Annotated in this window: 17 protein-coding genes; 12 read left to right on the forward strand and 5 right to left on the reverse strand. The window is 36.3% G+C overall.

Annotated elements, in window-relative coordinates:
* Positions 1-26 precede the first annotated feature (26 nt).
* Positions 27-1,367: a M28 family metallopeptidase gene (locus CHSO_RS19970; RefSeq protein ID WP_045500015.1), complete on the reverse strand. Its 1,341-nt coding sequence runs from the start codon at positions 1,365-1,367 to the stop codon at positions 27-29.
* A gap of 155 nt (positions 1,368-1,522) precedes the next feature.
* Here CHSO_RS19970 and CHSO_RS19975 point away from each other — a divergent pair, with 155 nt between their 5' ends.
* The 6 genes from CHSO_RS19975 (at position 1,523) to CHSO_RS20000 (ending at position 6,290) form a co-directional block, all read left to right on the forward strand.
* The gene (locus CHSO_RS19975; RefSeq protein WP_045500018.1) at positions 1,523-2,095 is read left to right on the forward strand and encodes a Crp/Fnr family transcriptional regulator; all 573 of its coding nucleotides are present in this window, start codon (positions 1,523-1,525) and stop codon (positions 2,093-2,095) included.
* Between the two features lie 56 nt (positions 2,096-2,151).
* A complete protein-coding gene (locus tag CHSO_RS19980) occupies positions 2,152-2,703 on the forward strand; it encodes a putative glycolipid-binding domain-containing protein (RefSeq protein WP_052480669.1) in 552 nt (183 codons plus the stop codon).
* A gap of 74 nt (positions 2,704-2,777) precedes the next feature.
* Positions 2,778-3,038, forward strand: a complete 261-nt coding sequence (locus CHSO_RS19985) for a hypothetical protein (protein ID WP_045500021.1) — start codon at positions 2,778-2,780, stop codon at positions 3,036-3,038.
* Between the two features lie 15 nt (positions 3,039-3,053).
* Entirely contained in the window at positions 3,054-3,776 is a 723-nt protein-coding gene (locus CHSO_RS19990) for a DUF1963 domain-containing protein (protein ID WP_045500024.1), read from the forward strand.
* Between the two features lie 74 nt (positions 3,777-3,850).
* Positions 3,851-4,525, forward strand: coding sequence for an O-methyltransferase (locus CHSO_RS19995; RefSeq protein ID WP_045500027.1), 675 nt, complete (start codon positions 3,851-3,853; stop codon positions 4,523-4,525).
* Between the two features lie 160 nt (positions 4,526-4,685).
* Positions 4,686-6,290: a TIGR04141 family sporadically distributed protein gene (locus CHSO_RS20000; protein ID WP_045500030.1), complete on the forward strand. Its 1,605-nt coding sequence runs from the start codon at positions 4,686-4,688 to the stop codon at positions 6,288-6,290.
* Between the two features lie 47 nt (positions 6,291-6,337).
* On the opposite strand, the gene CHSO_RS20005 is transcribed toward CHSO_RS20000, so the two are convergent.
* The 3 genes from CHSO_RS20005 to CHSO_RS20015 all read right to left on the reverse strand — a co-directional run bounded on the left by CHSO_RS20005 (position 6,338) and on the right by CHSO_RS20015 (position 10,178).
* Positions 6,338-7,264 (reverse strand): malate dehydrogenase, encoded by a 927-nt coding sequence (locus tag CHSO_RS20005; RefSeq protein WP_045500033.1) that lies wholly within the window; start codon positions 7,262-7,264, stop codon positions 6,338-6,340.
* Between the two features lie 119 nt (positions 7,265-7,383).
* The gene (locus CHSO_RS20010) at positions 7,384-7,935 is read right to left on the reverse strand and encodes a biliverdin-producing heme oxygenase (RefSeq protein ID WP_045500036.1); all 552 of its coding nucleotides are present in this window, start codon (positions 7,933-7,935) and stop codon (positions 7,384-7,386) included.
* A gap of 20 nt (positions 7,936-7,955) precedes the next feature.
* Positions 7,956-10,178 (reverse strand): ATP-binding protein, encoded by a 2,223-nt coding sequence (locus tag CHSO_RS20015; RefSeq protein WP_232509102.1) that lies wholly within the window; start codon positions 10,176-10,178, stop codon positions 7,956-7,958.
* A gap of 347 nt (positions 10,179-10,525) precedes the next feature.
* Between CHSO_RS20015 and CHSO_RS20020 the strand changes: the two genes are divergently transcribed.
* The 6 genes from CHSO_RS20020 to CHSO_RS20045 all read left to right on the forward strand — a co-directional run bounded on the left by CHSO_RS20020 (position 10,526) and on the right by CHSO_RS20045 (position 17,779).
* The gene (locus CHSO_RS20020) at positions 10,526-11,575 is read left to right on the forward strand and encodes a linear amide C-N hydrolase (RefSeq protein WP_045500039.1); all 1,050 of its coding nucleotides are present in this window, start codon (positions 10,526-10,528) and stop codon (positions 11,573-11,575) included.
* Positions 11,576-11,793: 218 nt separating this feature from the next.
* The gene (locus CHSO_RS20025; RefSeq protein ID WP_045500042.1) at positions 11,794-12,960 is read left to right on the forward strand and encodes a porin; all 1,167 of its coding nucleotides are present in this window, start codon (positions 11,794-11,796) and stop codon (positions 12,958-12,960) included.
* Positions 12,961-12,977: 17 nt separating this feature from the next.
* A complete protein-coding gene (locus tag CHSO_RS20030) occupies positions 12,978-14,408 on the forward strand; it encodes an anion permease (protein WP_045500045.1) in 1,431 nt (476 codons plus the stop codon).
* 16 nt (positions 14,409-14,424) lie between these two features.
* On the forward strand, positions 14,425-15,081 hold the full coding sequence (locus CHSO_RS20035) for a succinate dehydrogenase cytochrome b subunit (RefSeq protein WP_045500048.1): 657 nt from the start codon (positions 14,425-14,427) through the stop codon (positions 15,079-15,081).
* Positions 15,082-15,093: 12 nt separating this feature from the next.
* Complete coding sequence (locus CHSO_RS20040) at positions 15,094-17,010, forward strand: fumarate reductase/succinate dehydrogenase flavoprotein subunit (RefSeq protein ID WP_045500051.1); 1,917 nt, start codon at positions 15,094-15,096, stop codon at positions 17,008-17,010.
* A 13-nt stretch (positions 17,011-17,023) separates the two neighbouring features.
* On the forward strand, positions 17,024-17,779 hold the full coding sequence (locus CHSO_RS20045) for a succinate dehydrogenase/fumarate reductase iron-sulfur subunit (RefSeq protein WP_045500053.1): 756 nt from the start codon (positions 17,024-17,026) through the stop codon (positions 17,777-17,779).
* A 243-nt stretch (positions 17,780-18,022) separates the two neighbouring features.
* On the opposite strand, the gene CHSO_RS20050 is transcribed toward CHSO_RS20045, so the two are convergent.
* Complete coding sequence (locus CHSO_RS20050) at positions 18,023-19,036, reverse strand: nucleoid-associated protein (RefSeq protein WP_045500055.1); 1,014 nt, start codon at positions 19,034-19,036, stop codon at positions 18,023-18,025.
* Positions 19,037-19,172 lie beyond the last annotated feature (136 nt).

The raw sequence follows: 19,172 nt of genomic DNA on the forward strand, positions 1-19,172 counted from the left end.
CGCTCCTATTGATGTTTAAATTTCTTTTATTTGATTTTAGGTAAAACGATCAGACTTTCATTCCCGGAAGCATTTACGGCTTGTACAGCAAAGAAATAATTATCTTTAGAATAGGGCAACTTGATTGTATTTTCTTTGGTAAAAATCTTTTTCTGCCACACAGAAGTGTCTGTTTCACGCATTAGAATATAATAACCTGTTATTTCCCCTGATTTGGGTTTTTCCCAGGAAAGATCTGTAAAATTGGTAAGCTTGGTGACTTCTATTTTTACATTTTCCGGTTTTGAAGGCGATTTTGCCAGGTTAGCAAGAACCGCAATATTCACGCCTACATTCTTTTTAAAATAGTCAAAATCCATAAATCCCGGTAAATCTCCATACTGCACTCCATTCTCTTTCCTGATATCCTGATGTTGATGATTGAAGTTTTCATTGAATTCCGTCAGTCGTACAGCAGAAAATCCCTTTTCAACAAATGGAGTATGATCTCCGCCTCTCAAAAACCGGTCATTTCTATAGATTAATTTAACCTGTAGATGATCAACATACCGTTCTCCTATTTCTTTAATATATCTTGCCAGCTGTCTTGGTTCGCCATCATTTTCTAATCCGAATTTTCTGATATCCTGAGCTTTTTGATCCAGTTCATACTGAGGAAGGCCTTCGGAAAAGACTCTTAATTGATGAGTATTGGTTAAATGAGTATCACTGCTGAGATTATTGGAGATCATATCATTATTCAGCAAAGCTTCCAGTTGCCAGCCTTCATTAGTTGCTTTCTCAGCCAACATTTTTGATCCCAACAATCCTTGTTCTTCTCCGGAAAAAGCCACTAATACAATACTTGCAGGAAATTTAGATTTGCTTAATATTCTTGCACTTTCAATAAGTGCCGCCACTCCGCTTCCGTCATCATTGGCTCCTGGAGCATTATCTTTACTATTCATCACATCACTTACCCTTGAATCCAGATGTCCACTCATCATAAAAAGCCTTTTATCATTGGGATCTGTTCCATGGATAATCGCAATGGCATTTCCTAAATCGGTAGGACGGTCAATTCTTTTTCCATCCGGCTGGATCGTTTGATTCTGCAGAAAAACCTCCATTCTTCCACCAGCATTTTTAGCATAATCATTGAACTTTTTCAGCACCCATTTTCTGGCAGCTCCTATTCCTCTCTTAGGATCTGTAGTTGAGCTCATGGTATGTCTCGTTCCAAAACTCACCAGGGAATTGATATGGCTTTTCAGAGAATCTGTACTTACCTGTGAAACATAATTGATGATTTCAGGATCCTGATGAGCCGTTTGCTGGGCATGAAAAACAACAGGAATAAAGAACAAAGTGAAGAGTATTTTTATCATAATGAATCAATCAATTAATCTTTTACCATTTATTTTGATTGGATGAAATTACGAAAAAGAATGCAACCCTATTGATAATAGCTCCCAGCAGATATGATATTTGGTAAAAAATATGCATCTTTGAAATACCTTACTACTTCTCCAAAATATGCACTATGGAAAACCTCCTGAAATACATCCATTCTCTTACTCCATTTTCAGATGAAAGCTGGAATTTACTTCAACCTGCTCTCACTGAAAAACGATACAAAAAGAATGAATGGATACTGAAGGAAGGTGAAGTATGTAAATCTTTATTTTACATTGATAAAGGATATTGTAAATCTTATTATGAAATAGACGGCGTAATAAAAAACACCAATTTTTTCTTTGAAAATGAAATTGCTACCCATATCGGCAGTTTTGGGAGCGGGAAACCTTCGGAATTCAATATGGCTGCCTGTGAAGAATTGCATGTTGTGATTTTTGATAAAGAAAAACTGTTTACCATTGCAGAGCAGCACATCGAAATAGAATCACTGGGGCGACACTGCATTCGTCAGTTTGCTTCTAAACAGGAAGAGTTTTCTAATCTTTTCAAACTGTATTCAGCTCAGGAGAGACTGGAATATCTTGAAAAAAGATATCCTGAAATGCTGCAACGCGTTCCTCTTACCCAACTGGCATCATTCCTGGGAGTGGCAAGAGAAACTTTAAGCAGGATCAGGAAACGGAGAATTTTCCAGTAACCGGAATTTCTTAGCCTAAGACCCTAAAAATACAACCACAATAAACCAAAAACAGAATGAAAACATTGATCTGGCAAGGAATTGCTTTTCAATCACTGGAATATTTCAACCTTAAAAAAAACGGAAAAGCTTCAGTTGTAACATCCAAAATTATTGGCTGTTATGAAAATAACATGTATACTGTAGAATATCGGTTAATCATTGATCCTGATTGGAATATTCAGGAATTTACGATTGAATCTGAAATCAATACGGTTAAAAATATACTCACAGGAAAAAAATATCAGGATGAATGGAAAATCAACAATATAATTAACCCTGATTTTAAAGACTTTAGCTTTATTGATATTTCTTTAACTCCTTTCACCAATACTTTACCTATTAACAATCTAAAGCTGGCTGAAAATGATACTCAGAAAATTAAGGTGATTTATATTGATGTTTTAAGTAATATTGTAAAACCAGTTACTCAGCAATACACCAGAATTGCTCCTTACACTTACCATTATGACAATCTGCAGACCGATTTTAAATCGGATATTGTAGTGGACGAGAATGGTTTGGTTGTTAATTATCCTAAGCTATTTGATAAAATTGCTGAAATTTAAAATGTAACCTGTTCAACATTAATTTCTTTATCCTTCTTCAATTTTTTATCTTTGACTCAACATCAACAATCACCATGACTATTGCCGAAATAAAAGAAGCAGCGCTTACTTGTGGAGTTCTAAACCAACAGCAGCTGAGTAAGAAGATAAGAGAATTAAAGGACAGTGGAATTTCCTATCTCGGATGTTTTGCATTTACCCAGCATAATCAACAAATTTCAACTCTAGAAGCCAGAAATCTCACATTGGAACTTGATGCTTTTACAAATGAAGAAAAAGCGGAATACAATGGATATCATAATTTGATGATGGAAGATTTTAAAGAAGAAGACTAATACCTTATCACAAAAATGGATAACAGAATTAGGGAAATAAAAGATCAGATAGAAAGACCAGCTACAGAGTTTTTTACCGGCGGATTCAGGCCTCTGAATGTTTTGGAAGAATCATGGATCGGACGCGTATTTACTTATGCTGAAAACGAAGAGATTCCTTTGGATAGAAATGGGGATCCGATGATGCCACTCATCCAGCTTTATCTCCCTAACCAACCCTTTGTACCAGACCTGATAAAGGATAAAAAACTGATTACTGTATTTATTTCTCAGGATTTCCCGGAAACTTTTGAAAAAATGGGCGACAACTGGCTTATCAGAGAATATGATAATCTGGAAGATATCATCATCAAAGATTTACAAAGCCCTGTTTCCTATTTAAAACCATTCCCTTTACGCTCTCAGCTATACACTAAAGACGCGCCTTTATGGGATGGCGGCGGAATTGAAGATATTGATTATAACTTAATTTCTGAAATCCTTACCCTTGAAAGAGAAGGACTTTTCGACAGCTATTTTCAAATTATTAATCACTGTTACAGCACTAAACTGGGTGGTTATCCATCATTCTGCCAACCCGGTATTGGATTTAAAGACGGCTTTGGAGAAGGTTTTGAGTTTGTTTTTCAGATTTCTTCAGATGGTAAGGCTAACTTGAATGTGATTGACAGTGGCAGTCTCATGTTTGCAAAGAATAAGGAGACTGCGGAGTGGAGTTTATATTATGACTTTTATTGAGGTCATCTCCTATTTTAAAATTCACCTATCTATAATCAATCAGTAAGGATTGATTTCACTTAAATTTTTATACTATGAAAACAGATTTTTTTTTAGAAATTGACCATTACATCAGTGATTTACTTGCTCCTGAAGATCAAGTACTAAAAGATACGATTACATCTCTCGACACAGAAGGTCTACCTCAACACAGTGTCTCTGCTAATCAAGGAAAATTTCTACAGGTAATGATGATGGCATGTAACGCAAAAAAAGTTTTGGAACTGGGAACTTTAGGGGGCTACAGTACAATCTGGCTGGCCCGTGCCTTACCAGAAGAAGGTAAAATCATTACAATAGAAGTAGATCAGCATCATGGAAAAGTTGCTCAACAAAACATTGAAAATGCAGGACTTTCAGACAAAGTAGAGTTTAGAATTGGTAAAGCATTGGATATTTTGCCTCAAATGGTAAAGGACGACAATGAAAAATTTGATATGATTTTTATTGATGCAGATAAACCTCCTTACACAAAATATTTCAAATATGCCCTTCAATTATCACGTCCCGGAACAATTATTATATTGGATAATGTAATCAGGGAAGGAAAGATTCTCGATGCCAATAGCCAGGATGAGAAAGTACAGGGAGTTCAAAGATTAAATAAATTATTAAGTACCACTGAAAACGTCACAACCACAATTCTTCAGACCGTTGGAGCGAAAGAACATGATGGGATGGCTATTGCTGTGGTTAATAGGGTTGATTGATAAGAAATATTAAACTAAAATATATTGAATATTATTAATAAGTAGTTTCGGCGCGGCCAAAGGCCGCGCCGAAACTACTTTGAAAGTTCGCTATGGATTCCCGTATTTTTTTATAATCTAATTTAATTATATTTGAAAATAACCATTTAAATCATTGAATATGAGAAAAGATATAACTAAGAAACTAGCTATATTCTTAATAAAGGATAAATTCAAAAATTATAATAATCTTATAAAATCTAATGATGTTATAAGATATAAATTAAAAAACAGCCTTGAAGAAGATGGAATTATAATTATTGGAAAAGAAAAGTCAACTGAACCTGAATGGAAAGCGTTATTAGAGTCAGTATGTGAAGACGATATTCCCAGACTTAATAATACATCGAACAAAGCCGTATTATTTTTTAAAAAAAATAATAGAATATTTGCCATTTGTTTTGGTTATGGTAAATCATTGTTGAAAGATGAATGCATTGAAAGAGAATTTGGGTTGAAAACAGCATTAAATATAATTGATGCTGATAAATTAATAAGTGTTGATAAAGCTAATATTGGTGACTTAAATCTTCTTACAAAAACTCAAGCTTCAAAAAAGGGAAGCCCATCTCATTTTGAAATTGATATATTACGAGACCTAATTAAGGGTGTTACTGGTGAGCCAAAAATTGTTAAAGAAAATTTATATGGAAATATTATCACAGGAAATGATGGTATACATATTTCTCCTAGAATTAGAATGTCCAAAGTTCCCAATATTTTAAAAAGCCTATATAGTTCCTATGTATCAAATGAATATAAAGAGAGGTTTGATTGGATTGATAATATTAAACCTGAAAAAGATCCGATTATCATTGAAAAGTTAAGAGATAATTTAATAAGTTCTTTAAATATTAAAGATGATACCATACACTTAGCTCCTCCGTACCTTATAGATTGGGAAAAATTTGAATACTTATCATATACTCCTAAAGGAGAAAAGTTTACAGAGTTTGATATAGCCAATTTTTATACTTATAAATTTAAAGATCATTTTGAATTTGAGAACTGGGAAAAACTAGTTAATCAAAACATTTACATTAAATTTACAACCGAAGATATATTTCATAATAAACTTTGGCACTTTATAAATTATGAAACTGAATTCAATGGATTTAAATATATTTTCACTTCTTCAAATTGGTATAGAATAAGTAAAAATTATTATGAAGATATTTATAATTATTGTTCACAAATTGAAGAATCAGAATCCCATTTTATAGATTGTTTAAAAAGTTTAAGGGCAAAAACTAAAAGCCAATATGATGAAGGAATTTATAATGAAGAATTAGCTATGTCCAATAAAAATTATATCCTTTTTGATAAAAAATTAATAAAATCTGATATAAGTAGATCTCAAATTGAAGTATGTGATGTTTTTAATAAATCAAATAAAGAACTTATTCATATTAAAATCAGAGAAAGCTCCTCTACTTTAAGTCATTTATTTTCTCAAGGCAAAGTCTCTTCTAATTCATTGCAAAAAGATAAAATATTTAGAAAAAATATAAGGAAGTTTTTGAAAGAAAATAGAGAATTGATTCCTCTTGAAGACAAAGATTTTAAAACGGATAACTACACAATAACTTATGCTATAATAGTCAGTAAAAATAAAAATTTTGTTGACTCATTACCTTTTTTTAGCTTGGTTAATTTTAGATTAACTTTAGAGGAATTAATAAATAGGGGGTTTCATGTAAGAGTTAAAACAATTTTGAAAAAATAAAGCACCGCGCCCTCCGGGCGCGGCGTTTCCTATATAAAATTCAGTAATTAGAATTTAAGATCTCCATTCACTTCTCTTACTGCATTAGCAGCTTCAGCGAATTTCAATTGCTCTTCAGCAGTTAATGTTACATTTACAATTGATTCTACTCCGTTTGCTCCGATGATAGCAGGAACACCTAAGCAGATATCATTTTGACCGTATTCTCCTTCAAGCATTAATGAACAAGGGATCATTTTCTTTTGGTCGCAAGCAATTGCCTGAACCATTACAGAAACAGCTGCACCTGGCGCATACCAAGCAGAAGTTCCTAATAATTTAGTAAGAGTAGCACCTCCTACTTTAGTTTCTTCAATAACATATTTTTGTTGATCTTCACTTAAGAACTCAGTCACTGGAACTCCATTTCTTGTAGCTTTGCTCAATAATGGAAGCATTCCTGTATCACTGTGAGCAGCGATTACCATACCGTCAACATCAGAAATTGGTGCTTCTAATGCTTCAGCCAATCTGTATTTAAATCTTGCAGAGTCTAATGCACCACCCATTCCGATGATTTTGTGCTTAGGAAGACCTGAAGTTTTGTGTACCAAATAAGCCATAGTATCCATTGGGTTAGAAACTACGATAATAATTACTTCTGGAGAATGTTTTACTAAGTTTTCAGTAACTTCTTTCACGATACCAGCATTGATACCAATCAATTCTTCTCTTGTCATTCCAGGTTTTCTAGGAATCCCTGAAGTAATTACTGCTACATGCGAACCTGCAGTTTTACTGTAATCTCCTGTTGTTCCGGTAATTTTTGTATCGAATCCGTTAAGCGACGCTGTTTGCATCAAATCCATTGCCTTACCTTCAGCAAACCCTTCTTTAATATCTACCAAAACTACTTCTGAACAGAAGTTCTTCATCGCGATGTATTCTGCACAGCTTGCTCCTACAGCGCCTGCACCTACTACAGTTACTTTCATATTGTTACTTTTTTAATTATTTATTTGTTGAGTTACTATTTAAATTTGAAACTTCCCAAATTTAATAAATCCTGAAAAAATGAGCAATTTTTCAGAAATTTTATTAGAATTAAAAGGAATTAGTTGACATTCAGTAAAAAACTATACAGCTTTTTCGCTCCAGACAGCACTTCATCATACTTTTCCTCTGCCACTTCAGTATCCAGAACCTCCTTAAAATTCTTCCACATCGGTCCTGTATTCTCCTGATAACATCCGAAAAAGTTAAAAGTCACTGCATCAAAACCTTCTGTTTTAGAAAGCTGTTTAGTAATCACATTTCCGCCCAGCGTAGAACCTTCAATCACATACATTGCTCCTAAAGCTTCATGTTCATTTTCAAATTCAAGGGAGTGGGATGCTGATTGATTTTCCAGAGAAAGGCTTGCAAGATCCTTTTCGATAAGAGGAAGTTTCTTTCTTTCCGCAAGCTGAAGTTTATCAGCATACTTATCAAAAAGACTGTTGAATATTTTATCTTCACTGTGAAGAAGCATCAGATAGTTGGTATGGATGATCTTTTTATAATCTTCTAAAGTGAAGGTTTTATTAAAAATCTTTTCAGAATTAAAAAGTTTTTCCGCTGCATCGTGATAGTCTGCTGTGTTTTGTTTAAGATATTCTGATACCATAATAACATTTTAAAAGTTTCTCAAATGTAAGGTTTTTTGAACGTTAAAATAAATGATGTACCATCTTTATTGCTCTTATAATCTATATTTCCGCCTATCCTTTTCATAATACGATGTACAATGGAAAGTCCTACTCCGTTTCCTTTGAATTTCTTTGCGTTATCCATTCTGTTGAAGATTTTAAACATCTTATGTTTTTCCTCCTCAGGAATACCAATTCCGTTGTCAGAAATCCTGTATACAATGGTTTGCCCATCTTCCGTTCCTTCAATTTCTACCTTAGGCTGCTCTTTATGAGAAGAATATTTTACTGCATTATTGATGATATTCAGAAACACCTGATGAAGCATTGTTTTATCTGCCAAAACATCCGGACACTCCTTAATGGTAATTTCACTTTCCGGACTTCCGTAAGTGATTTTTGCATTATCAGAGATCTTTTGAATGATGTGACCCGTTTTCAGGGTTTCAAGCTGTATTTCGCTATGCTTTGCCCGGCTAAGCTGCAGGACATCCTTCATCATTTCAGCCATGCTGTCAATTTCCTCAATAATGGTATTGATTTTTGTCTTACTCTTTTCAGAACCATCCGTAAGATTTCCCAAAAGCATTTGTGCATTCAATTTCATCACTGTTAAAGGAGTTCCAAGATCGTGAGAAATGGTGTAGGAAAAGCTGTCGAGTTCTTCATTCACCTTTTTCAGTTCATCATTAAGCCTTTTGATGGCATTATAATTCTTATGAGACGTTTCTAAAATAAGGTCCCTTACCGCCTGTACAGCGCTCACATTTCTGGAATTCCATCGTTTGGAATGCCCTTTAATATTTTCTGTAAAAATACGGAACGAAGTTCTTGGAGAAATCATTTGTCTGTCTTCTCCATTTTGAGAAAATACACCTATTTTCTTTTCCGGATTTCCCGCCCAGTCAATATGTTCATCAAATTCTTTACGGAACCAGATCAACATCTCATTTTTATCCCTTTCAATGAAATAAATGATAATTCCTGCAGCATTTTCAGACAACTCCAGTTCTTTCCCGTGGTTTTTAAGAAAACTTCGATTGACATAAATTCTGTCAAGTGTATTTTCCAAAGCCCAGTTTACAATTCTGCTGATGCAATCCAGTTCTGGAGTTGCTCCTTCAGTGATTATATTTTCATCGGATACAATGGCAAGGCCATCTGCTTCCGGCAAATTCATTATTTCAGTTTTGCTCTCCCGTAAAGAATCAAACAGATTATTATGCTTTAAAAATCCCGTTTTAAGATGAGAAATTCTTTCATTCAGTTCCAGACGGTAATTCAGTTCATTTTTTGATTTAAAAGAAGAATAGGCATTGGCAGCCAATGCTGTGAAAATTCCGGCCTGCACCCTATCTTCGAGGTCTATATGCTTAGGTTCCACATTCTGACAGGTTACTAACCCCCAAAGATGATTATCAATAATAATGGACACACTAAAACTGGAAGAAACTCCGGAATTTTTAAGATACTGCCCATGAACAGGAGACATAGCCCGCGACGCGGAAAGACTCAGATCAATATCCTTAAGAGTTTTACTTATGATAGGAACCGGATTTGCATAGACATTACTGAAGATTCTTTTCCTTTTTTTAAGATAAAGTTCCTGTGCCTGTTTCGGAATATCAGATTCAGGATAATGAAGTCCGAGAAAACTTTCCATCTCTTCATTTTTCTTTTCAGCAATTACCTTTCCGGAGCCGTCCATCATAAATTTATAGACCATGGTGCGGTCATAATTTACCACTTTAGAAAGCGTTTCCAGAAGATGATTCCAAAGCTCCTGTTCATCATCAATCACATAAAAATTATCATATTTATTGGAGATCCGTTTATCAGGATTAATCAGGACCTCTTCAAATTCAAGGAAAATATACCCACCACTTCTGAAAACAGAGAAGTGATATTCTTTTTCATCAATAAAGATTTTATCAAAATACGTCTCATTTTCACGCCTAGTAAAGCGATCCAGCGAGGTATAAATATCCGAATCAATAATATTCTGAAAACTTTCAGGAAAGTCCGTAAGCTTTCTGTCGAATAACCCATCCTGGTTTCCAATTTTAAAAATATCCGATATATTCCTGCTGAAAAAAGTAATGGAACGGGATTCCGCATCAATGCCAATCAGATAACCAAAACTTTGTATAGAGCCTGGAATATGGATAGGTTCTTCGTGACATTCTACAAGATTCATATAATTCATCAGTCTATCAATCAAATATAGCGCTTTTTTTTAACTGCTTTCTCTTGTTTGCTATTTAATTTTCAACCTTTTAATAGAGAATTACAACGCAAAAAAACAGCATATATTTTCATTGAAAAATTATTCATTTTCAATCGATTTTTATATGACATATCTAAAATATACGAAAAATTTTTCAATAAAAGTGTTTTTAACCATTAAACTATGATTCATAACATGAAATGCTGTTTATCAGCTAAAATAATTATGTTATTTAAACAAATTTAACTAAATTTATATCACCAAATAAGGAATATGATGTGAAAACAATTGAATTATTCACAATGAATTCAATATAAATTTTAAATACAAATAATACTACTATGAAAAAGTTCCCATTAATTTTATGTTCTCTTACCCTTTCAATAGGATTATGGAATCCGTCTGAAGCGTGTACCCGCGTTGTGTACAAAGGTCTGCAAAATACTATTCTTACAGCCCGTTCTATGGACTGGCGTGATGAGATTCCTGCTAATATCTGGGTTTTCCCTAAAGGAATAGACCGCAATGGCCAAACCGGTCCTAAATCTGTAAAATGGACCTCCAAATACGGAAGCGTTATCAGTTCTACATGGGATATTGCTTCTGCAGATGGAATGAATGAAAAAGGTTTAGTAGCGAATATGCTATGGTTAGGAGAATCTCAATATCCGAAATTTGATCCCAAAGGAGGAAAAAAGGGACTTGCTATCTCTTTATGGGCACAATATTATCTTGACAACTTCTCAACCGTAAAAGAAGCTGTAGAATTTTCAAGAAAAGAACCATTCGTAGTAGTTAGTGATAATATTCCGGGAACAGAAAGATTTACGACCATTCATCTTTCTCTTTCCGATGCTTCAGGAGACAATGCGGTTTTAGAATACATCAATGGGAAACTGGTTATTCATCATGATCCGTCTTACACGGTAATGACCAACTCTCCTATTTTTGATGAGCAGCTTGCTCTTAACAACTACTGGAAAGGGATTCCGGGTACTGTAATGCTGCCGGGAACCAACCGTGCTGCAGACCGCTTTGTAAGAGCTTCTTATTACATTGATGCTATTCCAAAAACTGCTGATACCCGCACTGCTGTAGCCAGCGTATTCAGTGTCATCAGAAACTGCTCCGTACCGTACGGAATTTCTTCACCTACCGAGCCTAATATTTCTTCTACAAGATGGCGTTCTGTTTCGGATCAGAAAAATCTGGTGTATTATTTTGAAACCGTTTTTACGCCAAACACATTCTGGGTAGATCTTAAAGATTTTGATCTGAGTACAAAGGGAAAAGTAATGAAGCTGGATCTGAGCAACTATCAGACGTATCACGGTAAATCAAATACTGATTTCAAAGAAACTCCATCTTTCAAATTCTTAGGCTTAGAATAAAAGATTAAATCATGAATGATAATATTCAGGATGAGATATAAGATCATTTCCATCCTCTGGAGAAGCATACATTGCAGATGTAACGGAAGGATTTAAGCAGCAAAAGTTTTTATCATTTTATGGGCACGTTCAGTGCATTACCTCAACTTTTCAAGGATAGAGATAGGAACTTTTATGCTTAGTTAAAATTTCAAAAAACAAAAATTAAATACATAGATATGGCCTTTTTTTCACTAAAAAAGAGAAGCCTGATCCTGTGCATCCTGATGGGATGGTTTTCAGCAAATGCACAGATACAGGATTCTTTACAGCCCACACCCAAACCACAGGAAGAAGATCATGTGAAATATCCACAGATTCAAATCAAAGGGCTTTTTCAGGCGCGCTATCTGGTAGGAATGAGCAAGGATGTTGATGTAAACGGCCTTCATCATACTGACGGATCAGGAACCAGTAACAATTTTATGCTGAAATACATGAGGGTTCAGGTAAAAGCACAGATTAGTAAACGTACGGAAGTTGTTGCGTTGGCCAACCTAGCAGATTTTAAAAATGATCCTAAAAGCAAAGTTCTTGAAAATGCCTATCTGAAATACACCTTCAGTCCCAAGTTGGCATTTACTGTAGGACAATTCAGACCATGGTTCGGCATTGAAGAGACTTATCCTATCGATATTATCAAATCTCTGGACTGGTCTAATCAGTATTCTGAGTTCGGGAAACTAGGCTGGACAAGCTTCCAGATCGGGCTTTCTGCCACAGGACAGGTAAAGCTGGGAGAAATTCCGCTTCAATATGCAGTGTCTGTTGTGAACGGAAACGGAAAAAACCAGGTTAATGATAACGACAACGGAAAACAGTATTCTACCCGCTTACTTTTCGGATTATCCAAGAAATACAATTTCAATGTGGGTCTGAATGGAGGTATCGGTGAAGTTTTCAGCAAAAAAGTATATGCTGTAGGGATTGACCTTAGCTCAATGGTTCAGTTTGATCCAAGATGGAGTCTTGATATGCAATTGGAAGCTAAACAGGCTACCAACCATGTTCTTTACAACTCCATCGCTCCTGAAGTGAGACCTGATAATCCGGATCAATATCTGACTCGCGGGGTTTACTTCCTTCCGAATCTGAGATATGAGATCAACCACAAAAACCTGAGTGCTTTCGAATTGTCTTGCCGATATGAATATCTGGATACTAACTTTAGAATGGCATCCAACCCAAGACAGACCATCACTCCAATGGTAGGACTTGAATTCCTGAAAAATTACGGGGCAAGAATTCAGCTTGGCGTGCAATTCGACCGCTACAAATATCAGGTAGAAAATACCAATCAATACAATAACAACCTGTTCATTGTGCAGGTACAGAGCAGATTTTAAGGATTAAATAGAATATCATGAAAGAAATTAATATTAAAAACGTCGCGATCACATTTGTCGTTGCGTTAATCATCTGGTTCATTCCAGCGCCTGAAGGGGTTGCTCAGAATGCATGGCATCTGTTTGCCATCTTTGCAGCAACCATTTTAGGAATTATTCTGAAAGCTGCACCTATGGGAACGATGTGTATGATGGCCATCGGATTTACAGCACTTACACAGGTTGTTGCTCCCGGTGATGCCGGAAAATCTATTACCAAAGCGCTTTCCGGATTTGGAGATAAAGTGATCTGGCTGATCGGGATTTCATTCTTTATTGCCAGAGGATTTATCAAAACAGGTCTTGGAAACCGTATTGCCTTTTTATTCATCAGAGTTTTCGGTAAAAGCTCATTAGGATTGGCTTATGGATTAGGACTTGCAGATGTCTGTCTGGCTCCGGCTATTCCAAGTAATACAGCAAGAGGTGGAGGAATTATCTACCCAATTATGAAATCTATGGCCATAAGCTTTGATTCCGTTCCAGAAAAACCGGAAACCCATAGAAAACTGGGCTCATTTTTAACATTGAACAGTTACTATATGAATCTCATCGCTTCTTCTATGTTCTTAACCGGAACGGCAAGTAACCCGATGTGTCAGAAATTTGCGGCTAATCTTGGTATTGATATCACATGGATGTCTTGGGCTGCAGCAGGTTTTGTACCCGGTTTGGTAGCGTTCTTTGTAGTTCCTTTGGTTTTATACAAATTATACCCGCCTGAATTGAAAAAAACAGGTGATGCCCCGAAAATGGCAGCTCAGAAATTAAAAGAAATGGGACCTATTTCCAAAAATGAATGGTTGATGCTATTGGCATTCTTTATCCTTTTATTCCTTTGGATTTTTGGGGGAGCGCTTTCTATTGATGCCACCACTACGGCATTCATCGGATTAACATTATTGCTATTAACCTCAGTATTAACCTGGGAAGATGTAAAAAGTGAAAAAGGAGCATGGGATACCATCGTTTGGTTCGCTGTTCTGGTGATGATGGCAAGTTCTTTGAATGAACTAGGCTTCATTGGCTGGTTCAGTAACCTTATCAAAATTCAGATTGGTGGATTGAGCTGGCAGGTAGCCTTCCCGGTTATTATTGTCGTTTATTTCTTTAGTCACTATATTTTTGCCAGTGCTACCGCTCACGTAGCGGCGATGTATGCAGCTCTTTTAGGAGTTGGTGTTTCTTTAGGAATTCCACCTATGCTTTTAGCAATGATGCTAGGTTTTATGGGCTCAATTTATGGAGTGCTTACTCATTACGGACACGGTCCAGCACCGGTATTCTTTGGAAGCGGATATGTAGATTTGAAAATCTGGTGGCTTCGAGGTCTTGAAACAGGAATCGTACTCTTAATTATCTACATGGTTGTAGGAGGTTTATGGATGAAAGTTTTAGGATATTATTAATTATTAAATCAACTCTATGTTATCAACATTGTCAAGAAAAATGCTAATGTGCCTTACAGGACTCTTTTTGGGATTCTTCCTGTTGATTCATTTCCTCGGAAATCTTCAACTTTTTCTCCCTCAGGAGCAGGCTCATCTGCAATTCAATGCCTATTCGCATTTCTTATCAGGAAATATCATTATCAAAATAGTTTCTTATGTTTTGTATGCCAGTATCATTCTTCATGCTGTAGATGGATTGGTGATTACCCTGAAAAATAAAAAATCCGGTGGCAGTTATCAGAACGACAGACGTGGAAGGGCCAGTAAATGGGCTTCCAGAAATATGGGTATCCTCGGAACCTTAATCCTGATCTTTCTGGTGATTCATTTCCAGAACTTCTGGTATGTCTATAAATTCGGAAATCCGCCATTGGATGAGAATGGAAACAAGGACTTATATATTTTAGTAGTAACTGTATTTAAAGAATGGTGGTACGTAGTTATTTATGTGCTTTCTATGATTGCTTTATGCTATCACCTGATTCACGGGTTGTACAGCTCCGTAAGAACACTTGGATTATATCATCCTAAGTTCGTGAAATGGGTTAAAATCGCTGGAACAGCCTACTCTATCATTATCAGTTTAGGTTTTGCCCTGATGCCTGTTTATGTATTCTTTACTTATCATTAAAAAGACCTCATCATGATTTTAGATTCAAAAATACCACAAGGCCCATTGGAACAGAAATGGGCATATTATAAAAAGAAAGCCAAGCTTGTAAACCCGGCCAACCGTAAAAAGCTTGATGTGATTGTTGTAGGAACAGGTCTAGCAGGAAGTTCTATTGCTGCCTCTTTAGGAGAAATGGGCTATAATGTGAAAGCATTCTGTTTTCAGGACAGCCCGAGACGTGCACACTCTGTAGCCGCACAAGGTGGAGTGAATGCTGCTAAAAATTATAAAAACGATGGCGACAGTGTTTACAGAATGTTCGTAGATACCTTAAAAGGAGGAGATTTCAGAGCCCGTGAAGCGAATGTATACCGAATGGCAGAATGTTCTTTAAACCTCATCGATCAGGCTGTAGCACAAGGCGTTCCTTTTGGTCGTGAATATGGTGGTTACCTTAATAATCGATCTTTTGGTGGAGTGCAGGTAAGCCGTACTTTTTACGCCAGAGGACAAACCGGACAGCAATTGCTTTTAGGAGCCTATCAAGCTTTAATGAGACAGGTTGGAAAAGGTTCTGTGCAATTATTTTCAAGGCATGAAATGCTTGATTTAGTCACTATTGATGGCAAAGCAAGAGGAATTATCGTAAGAAATTTAGATACCGGAGACATTGAAAGACATGCGGCTCATACTGTCATATTAGCAACCGGAGGCTATGGAAAAATTTATTATCTGTCTACATTGGCTATGGGATGTAATGGTTCCGCCATCTGGAGAGCCCATAAAAAAGGTGCTTTAATGGCTTCGCCAAGCTGGATTCAGGTACACCCTACTTCTCTTCCGCAATCCGGAGATTATCAGTCTAAACTAACATTGATGTCTGAATCATTGCGTAATGACGGCAGAATCTGGGTACCAGCAAAACAGGATGAAAACAGAGCACCGAACGACATTCCGGAAAATGAAAGAGATTATTATCTGGAAAGAAGATATCCGGCATTCGGGAACTTAGCGCCAAGAGATATTTCATCCCGTGCAGCTAAAGAAAGAATTGATGCAGGATTTGGAATCGGGCCTTTGAAAAATGCCGTGTATCTTGATTTTTCCAAAGCAATTAAAGAACAGGGAAAAGATAAGATCAAAGAGAAATATGGAAACTTATTCGAGATGTATCTTAAAATCACCGGATATGATGCTTACAAAGAACCAATGATGATTTCCCCTTCTGCCCATTTCTCTATGGGAGGTCTATGGGTTGATTATGAACTGATGACTACCGTTCCGGGATTATTTGCATTGGGAGAAGCTAATTTTGCAGATCATGGAGCCAACAGACTGGGAGCCAATTCATTATTACAAGCTTCTGTTGATGGTTATTTTATTGCTCCGTATACCATTGCCAATTATTTAGCAGACGAAATTCACACCGGAAAAATCTCACCGGATGCTCCTGAATTTGAACAGGCTGAAAATGCTGTTAAAAACCAGATTCAGGATTTAATGAATATCAAAGGAACTAAAACCGTTGACTATTTTCATAAAACACTGGGAAAGCTATTGTATGACTATTGCGGACTGGCCAGAAATGAAGACGGACTGAAATATGCCATTCAGGAGATCAGAAAATTAAAGCAGGAGTTCTATAAAGACGTAAGAGTTTCCGGACAGGGTAATACAATGAATGCTGAACTGGAAAAAGCAGGCCGTGTTGCCGATTATTTTGAAATTGGAGAACTGATGTGCTATGACGCATTAACCCGTAATGAATCCTGTGGGGCTCACTTCCGTGAAGAATACCAGACTCCGGATGGTGAGGCGATGAGAAACGATGCAGAATATCAGTTTATCTCTGCATGGGCATGGACAGGTGAAAATGGCGAACCTGAACTGGTTAAGGAGCCTTTAACCTTTGAAGAAATACAGCCAACGGTAAGAAGTTACAAATAAAAAAACAAAAATTATGGATTTACACCTTAAGATATGGAGACAGAAAGACAAACAAAGTGAGGGAAAACTGGTTAATTACGACCTGAAAGGATTAAATTCTCACATGTCTTTCCTTGAAATGCTGGATACTTTAAATGAAAAGCTGATCGTTGAAGGAGATGAGCCTGTAGAATTCGATCACGACTGTCGTGAAGGAATCTGCGGACAATGTGGAATGATGATTAACGGGATCGCTCACGGTCCTTTAAAAAATACTACCACCTGCCAGCTTCACCTGCGTTCTTTTAAAGACGGGGAAACCATCTTGATAGAGCCTTTCCGAGCGGAAGCTTTTCCGGTGAAGAAAGATTTAAAGGTAGATCGCTCTGCATTTGACAGGATTATTTCTTCCGGAGGTTTTGTATCAGTGAATACAGGTCAGGCTCCTGATGCCACGGCTATTCCGGTTACCCATCAGACTGCAGAGGAAGCTTTTGATTCTGCTGCTTGCATCGGATGTGGTGCCTGTGTGGCCACCTGTAAAAACGGAAGTGCTGCTTTGTTTACTTCTGCCAAAATTTCTCATATGGCATTGCTGCCTCAGGGTAAAGAAGAAAGAAACAAGCGTGTTCTGGATATGGTTTCCCAAATGGATACTGAATTATTCGGGCACTGTTCCAATACGGAAGCCTGTGAAGTGGAATGTCCTCAGGGAATCTCCGTTCTGAATATTGCCAGAATGAATTTTGAATACAACAGAGCCTTATTTTTCAATAAAAAAGGTGGATAAACGAAGAACGCTAAAAATGATACTATGTGAAAGAGCGAATTTGCAAATGCAAGTTTGCTCTTTCTTTTTTCGGCTTTAGTGTCTATTCATCATCGCGGATTATCAGTAATGATAACTGACCGTCAACCACCTAATTAAAATTTCACCTAAAAGAAGATAAAAACAAGAAGATAAAAACAAATAAATAGCAGTTCTTATGTCCTTCATAACTTCCAGCTGCCTACTTTCTAAAGCTCTTCTCAATTATACCTCTTTATCAAAATAAAGTCTGTAATATTTCCCTTTGTCATCCTCTCCCATTTCAAGTTTTTGACGGTCTCCGTGGATGTAAATATGGAAATTCTTATCTAGTTTGATAATACTTTTAAAATGTCTTTGAGTTTTTTTTACTGCAGCCTCACTGATTGGGAATTCTTCAGCAATATTCACCTGCATGTCCTGTTCGTAATCCGTTTTAAAGTTCACAAAACTTTCAATTACATGCTCATCACCTAATACTTCATTGGCAAATTCATCCAGTTTGAACTCTTCTTTTTCTTTAAAGAAATTGATGGATTTATTCAAGAAATCTGCCTGGTCAGCTTTTGAAACCTCAAATTCCTGTGGAAGTTGTTTCGTGATATAATCTTTGTAAACCATCAATGCTTCCTGCGTGTGGAAATACTCATCATCACGCTGTTTTACTTTTAAGAAATCTTCAAACCAGTAGTACATATCTCCGTTTTTATTGTTGTCAACCACGGAAAGTACATATCCTGTATCCTTATTATTGTTATAGATTAAAGCGGCTTTATCAATTTTGGATAAACCGATTCCCTGATCTTTTTCAATATCAAATGTTTCTTCTGCAGGATTAATTTTCAGGAATGATTCTCTTTTCTCCGTTTTAAAGATCCCGATTTTATCTACTCTGTCCGGACGGTCACTTTCGTCTTCAAAAAGTACAATAAACAATTCTCCACTCTGAACTCTAGGGTTTTCAGCGGCTTCGAAAAGGTGTTTGGCAATATTCTCAGATTCCCAGATAAATTTAGACTTATCTTCAAAAATTTCAGATACAGCACTGTAAACCGGGTTATTCACCAAATAGGTATCACTGTAAAAATGAAAAGTTTCTTCTGACTTGAATGATCCTAAAAAGTAATCCTCAAGCATTTCTGCCATTCCTTCCTCCAACTTCAATTCCTCCTGGGAAAGCGTTAGAGAATCTCCGTTGATCTTATTTCCGACTCTGTGTACTATGATTTTTGAAAACATCTTCTGAATATTTGGACTGCAAAGATATTCATTCTATCCTTTCTATGAAACTGAAAATTAGGATTGGTTCTGTTTTGAAGTACTTTGAGTTTTTGAACCACAAATCGAAGATTATCTCCTTTCAGTCGATGAATGT

Source organism: Chryseobacterium sp. StRB126 (assembly GCF_000829375.1).
Lineage (GTDB): Bacteria > Bacteroidota > Bacteroidia > Flavobacteriales > Weeksellaceae > Chryseobacterium.

What these genes read in the sequence shown, in the direction of transcription:
- CHSO_RS20025 (WP_045500042.1), top strand. Translation starts at nt 11,794, where the DNA reads ATGGCCTTTTTTTCACTAAAAAAGAGAAGCCTGATCCTGTGCATCCTG.
- CHSO_RS19985 (WP_045500021.1), top strand. Translation starts at nt 2,778, where the DNA reads ATGACTATTGCCGAAATAAAAGAAGCAGCGCTTACTTGTGGAGTTCTA.
- CHSO_RS20010 (WP_045500036.1), bottom strand. Translation starts at nt 7,935, where the DNA reads ATGGTATCAGAATATCTTAAACAAAACACAGCAGACTATCACGATGCA.
- CHSO_RS19975 (WP_045500018.1), top strand. Translation starts at nt 1,523, where the DNA reads ATGGAAAACCTCCTGAAATACATCCATTCTCTTACTCCATTTTCAGAT.
- CHSO_RS19990 (WP_045500024.1), top strand. Translation starts at nt 3,054, where the DNA reads ATGGATAACAGAATTAGGGAAATAAAAGATCAGATAGAAAGACCAGCT.
- CHSO_RS20000 (WP_045500030.1), top strand. Translation starts at nt 4,686, where the DNA reads ATGAGAAAAGATATAACTAAGAAACTAGCTATATTCTTAATAAAGGAT.
- CHSO_RS19980 (WP_052480669.1), top strand. Translation starts at nt 2,152, where the DNA reads ATGAAAACATTGATCTGGCAAGGAATTGCTTTTCAATCACTGGAATAT.
- CHSO_RS20005 (WP_045500033.1), bottom strand. Translation starts at nt 7,264, where the DNA reads ATGAAAGTAACTGTAGTAGGTGCAGGCGCTGTAGGAGCAAGCTGTGCA.
- CHSO_RS20030 (WP_045500045.1), top strand. Translation starts at nt 12,978, where the DNA reads ATGAAAGAAATTAATATTAAAAACGTCGCGATCACATTTGTCGTTGCG.
- CHSO_RS20020 (WP_045500039.1), top strand. Translation starts at nt 10,526, where the DNA reads ATGAAAAAGTTCCCATTAATTTTATGTTCTCTTACCCTTTCAATAGGA.
- CHSO_RS19995 (WP_045500027.1), top strand. Translation starts at nt 3,851, where the DNA reads ATGAAAACAGATTTTTTTTTAGAAATTGACCATTACATCAGTGATTTA.
- CHSO_RS20050 (WP_045500055.1), bottom strand. Translation starts at nt 19,036, where the DNA reads ATGTTTTCAAAAATCATAGTACACAGAGTCGGAAATAAGATCAACGGA.
- CHSO_RS20045 (WP_045500053.1), top strand. Translation starts at nt 17,024, where the DNA reads ATGGATTTACACCTTAAGATATGGAGACAGAAAGACAAACAAAGTGAG.
- CHSO_RS20035 (WP_045500048.1), top strand. Translation starts at nt 14,425, where the DNA reads ATGTTATCAACATTGTCAAGAAAAATGCTAATGTGCCTTACAGGACTC.
- CHSO_RS20040 (WP_045500051.1), top strand. Translation starts at nt 15,094, where the DNA reads ATGATTTTAGATTCAAAAATACCACAAGGCCCATTGGAACAGAAATGG.
- CHSO_RS19970 (WP_045500015.1), bottom strand. Translation starts at nt 1,367, where the DNA reads ATGATAAAAATACTCTTCACTTTGTTCTTTATTCCTGTTGTTTTTCAT.